We start from the raw sequence: 3,236 nt of genomic DNA on the forward strand, positions 1-3,236 counted from the left end.
GGTTGACCGTGCTTTGGCTTATGTCGACTCGAGGATAGACCCGGCGAAGTGTTTTGTTAGAACTTACGTCTCTGCTAAGGATTTCACTCTTCCTCTGATTGTTCTTAAAATGAAGTCTGTCGTTCCAGCTAAAATGCCTCATATTAGTTTGAAAATGCGGATGTCTAAAAAATGTAGTGTAGAGCCACTATCTGAAGTGGTTAAAGAAATCAGTAGGGTCATAAATATGCCTCAGATCATCCCATCTGAGGCTGAGCTCGATTCGAGATCAACCCAGGCGGGGAACTGAGATTTGTTAGCGATCCTCAGCATGGATCGAAGCGGAGATAATAATTCCCCCCCATCTGCGTTCGCCGATGCAGATGGGGACGGGATTGCCGCTGGCTGTGGTGTTCTTGGCGCTTCCGAAGGCATACGACGGTGCGTTTTCAGGAGATGCGCTTTGCTTCAGGCCAGTAGCCTGAGGGCTCAGCATCTGGATGACTCCCCCCGCTGCAAGCGCGATACCTGGTGCGAGGGTCGCGCCATTCGTTATGGAGCTCATAGCAATCAAAACAACGCCGAGTACAGTTTGAAGTAGGCCTGCGCGCTTGCTGCCGGCTATCACCGGGACTATCCGGATCTCCTGTGCGCCACCCATCTTCAACTCCTTCTCGCCGATGTTTTTCCGGTTCCGAAAACCGCAAACTCAAGTCCCTTTCGTTTCGCGTCAGCGAGGTACTTTGCGAACCCTGGGTGGTTTACGTCGATAGCCTTGACAGCCTCCCGGGTGTCGTCGGTGGAAAGCTCGTAGAGGTGTTCCCGCCCGAAGAGCTTCCCGGCCGATCCGCTGAGCAGGATTCGTGTTTTGGTGCCGTAGTTGGTGGCCATTGCCATGGTTTACTCCTTGGCGCCTTTGGCGCTGTTGTTGAGGGGGGCAACGCCAAGTCGTATGGCGAGTAGCGAGCGCGACATCCGCGCTTGGTCGACAGTCACCTGTTCGTGTCGCGGGTCGTAGTTCCAGATCCGGTCGTAGATGCCTTGGTAGGCCCTGGCACCGCGGAAGGTGCCGCGCAGAAGATCAGCCGACAAACGGGCTTCGTCCTCGGTGAAGAATGGCCCGTCAATCGTTACCTTCTGGCCGTCGCGGACGTGCTGGACTTCCCAAACCACGTAGCCTGAATCTGGACCTTGTTTGAGTGGGTGCGACGCAAAGCCATCTGTCTTGCACGTCTCGGCGAAGCGCTCTTTGTAGGTGGTCAAGGTATATGCTCCTGGCTGGCGGCTTCACTGTGGCAGCCGCACTCCGATTCGGTTACGCGGCTTCGGATTCTTCCGCTGTAGCCTTTGGCTTTCCTCGAGCCGGGATCTTTTCAAGCCAGGCGCGCAATGCTTCCGAGCCTTCACAGCCCGACCGCCACTTTTCAAATCGACCTGCGTAGCCAGTTGAGTTCGCAACCATTCCACTGAGCGATACGCCGACCTGCGAAGTGGTAGCAAGTACATCGTCGTAGACGGCCAGCATTTGGCGAAGAGCCTCAAGGTCATCAGCGCGGGAGGCGGCAATGCCTGCTCGGGAAAGGCTCGCCGCTGCTTCAGAGTTGAGGCCAGAGAGCATCGGATTTGCTCTTAGCACTGCTTCAACGATATCGGGGTGACCACCTTGGCGCGCTTCGGACATGAGGTTGCGGCGTTCTTCCGGACCGAGGCCTCGCACAAGGGCTCTCATCTCTTGGTCTGYGAGAAAGCCCGCGATGTCGCTACTTGCGCGCGGTGCGACAGGCGAGAAACCTTGCGTGACGGTCTCGGCCAGCGTGAGCATATCCTTTGCAACTGACTGCATTGCGGGAAGTAGGGTGTCTGAAACACCCGCAATCTTTTCTTTGCTCAAGCGCTCGATCGCGGACGAGTTGAAGTCCTTGTTTTCCCGTATCGAGACGATCTCTTCGCCGAAGTCTTTGAAGGTCTCCAGCGCCAGTGTTTGAAGCTGGCGTGCGGACTTCATCAAGCCGCCGGCTTGCCATACACCTTTGGTCCCGTCTGGACGTTGGATAGAGAAGGTGTGGGCCTCAATACGGGAGTGCTCGTATTCGGAATAGTGGAGGTTGGCCAGGCCGACCTTGAGAACTGAGCGTTTGCCGATTTTCATTGCGTTACCTTTGGGTTGCTTGGGATTGGAGTAGGGCAGTCGGAGGGCGTAGAGGCGTTGAAAATTTCGAGGAGAGACGTTTTCCCAGTAGCGGCGCCACTGCTGGCGGCTTCGGCGCTCAACTCGTCCATCAGCTGACCGATCTGCCGAACGTCGTTGCTAAATTGGGAGTCGCCGACGGTTTGTTTAAGGCGGGCGATTTGGTTACGGATGCTCATCGCGCGCCTCCACGATTCGCTGGTATTGCTCTGCGGCGTGCTGCTCAACCGTGACCCCTTCAGGAGGCCACGTAACGATCCAAGCCCCTTCCTCGGGCGCAGCGCGCATATTGAGTACGCCGACTTGAGGTGTCCGGCCGGCCCGCTCTGTTTGCCGGGTGTGGAGAATGATGGCCTTCGCCATTTGCTCACCCTGGTCGCTATCCATTTCTGCGAAGGGGAAGAAAAGCGATACGTTTTGCCCCTGAATTCGATAGTCGACTTGGTGCCCAGCGGTTTTCGGAAAGTCTTCCTCCGCTTGGATCTCTCTGGTGTTTGCTCGGATTACCGCAAGCACGATCAGCAGCACCGTTTCATCTGCGGCGCCGATCTTCTGAGCAATCCTTTGCAGTTCTGCTTTCAATGACWTGATGCTCATTGCTGCATTCCCTCCATTTGCGTGCGAAGTTCTTCGACGGCTTTTTGAAGCTCAGCGACCTCTATCACCCGGGCCACGGCGCCCAAGCCTTCGATGAGCGACTTGCCTTGGTCGGGCGCGAGTTGTCCGCCGGCAACAGCACGCATGATTGATTTGGCCGCGCTCGGCAGGTCCGTGTCGTCGAGTTCGAATTGCACCGGCTCGGAGGTCGGTTTGATTGGCGGGACAAGGCGCTCAAGGATCAATCGGCAGGCCTGCATATCGCCTTTCTTGGCAGCAGCGAGCACCTTCTTGGTAACTGCTTCAGCACCCTCGGCAAGTCGAGCGCGAAGCTCCTGTGTTTGTCCGGAGCGTCCACCCGGGTTGCCTGACTGCCCGGGCTTCCATTTCCCGCTCTTGTCGCGCTCAGTCATGCGGCGGGCGATTCCATGACAATGACCGGTTTATTTTCCGCAAGTGCGATGAGTAGGGC

The 3,236-nt window shown here is 56.8% G+C and carries 6 protein-coding genes and 1 pseudogene; 1 reads left to right on the top strand and 6 read right to left on the bottom strand.

What is annotated here, in order from left to right; genetic code table 11:
* The coding region (locus tag AC1DLB_RS25945) for a hypothetical protein (RefSeq protein ID WP_477785907.1) at positions 1-289 on the top strand (289 nt) is incomplete at its 5' end.
* A gap of 6 nt (positions 290-295) precedes the next feature.
* Here AC1DLB_RS25945 and AC1DLB_RS25950 read toward each other — a convergent pair.
* The 6 genes and pseudogenes from AC1DLB_RS25950 to AC1DLB_RS25975 all read right to left on the bottom strand — a co-directional run bounded on the left by AC1DLB_RS25950 (position 296) and on the right by AC1DLB_RS25975 (position 3,177).
* Positions 296-876, bottom strand: a pseudogene (locus AC1DLB_RS25950) (tail assembly protein).
* A 3-nt stretch (positions 877-879) separates the two neighbouring features.
* Entirely contained in the window at positions 880-1,242 is a 363-nt protein-coding gene (locus AC1DLB_RS25955) for a hypothetical protein (protein WP_477779338.1), read from the bottom strand.
* Between the two features lie 52 nt (positions 1,243-1,294).
* Complete coding sequence (locus AC1DLB_RS25960; protein ID WP_477785908.1) at positions 1,295-2,128, bottom strand: hypothetical protein; 834 nt, start codon at positions 2,126-2,128, stop codon at positions 1,295-1,297.
* Entirely contained in the window at positions 2,125-2,346 is a 222-nt protein-coding gene (locus AC1DLB_RS25965; RefSeq protein WP_477779340.1) for a hypothetical protein, read from the bottom strand. Before AC1DLB_RS25965 ends, AC1DLB_RS25960 begins: the two co-directional genes overlap by 4 nt.
* On the bottom strand, positions 2,333-2,764 hold the full coding sequence (locus AC1DLB_RS25970; RefSeq protein ID WP_477785909.1) for a hypothetical protein: 432 nt from the start codon (positions 2,762-2,764) through the stop codon (positions 2,333-2,335). Before AC1DLB_RS25970 ends, AC1DLB_RS25965 begins: the two co-directional genes overlap by 14 nt.
* Positions 2,761-3,177, bottom strand: a complete 417-nt coding sequence (locus AC1DLB_RS25975) for a DUF5681 domain-containing protein (protein WP_477779342.1) — start codon at positions 3,175-3,177, stop codon at positions 2,761-2,763. Before AC1DLB_RS25975 ends, AC1DLB_RS25970 begins: the two co-directional genes overlap by 4 nt.
* Positions 3,178-3,236 lie beyond the last annotated feature (59 nt).

The sequence above is a fragment of the Pseudomonas sp. 05N434 genome, from assembly GCF_056396965.1.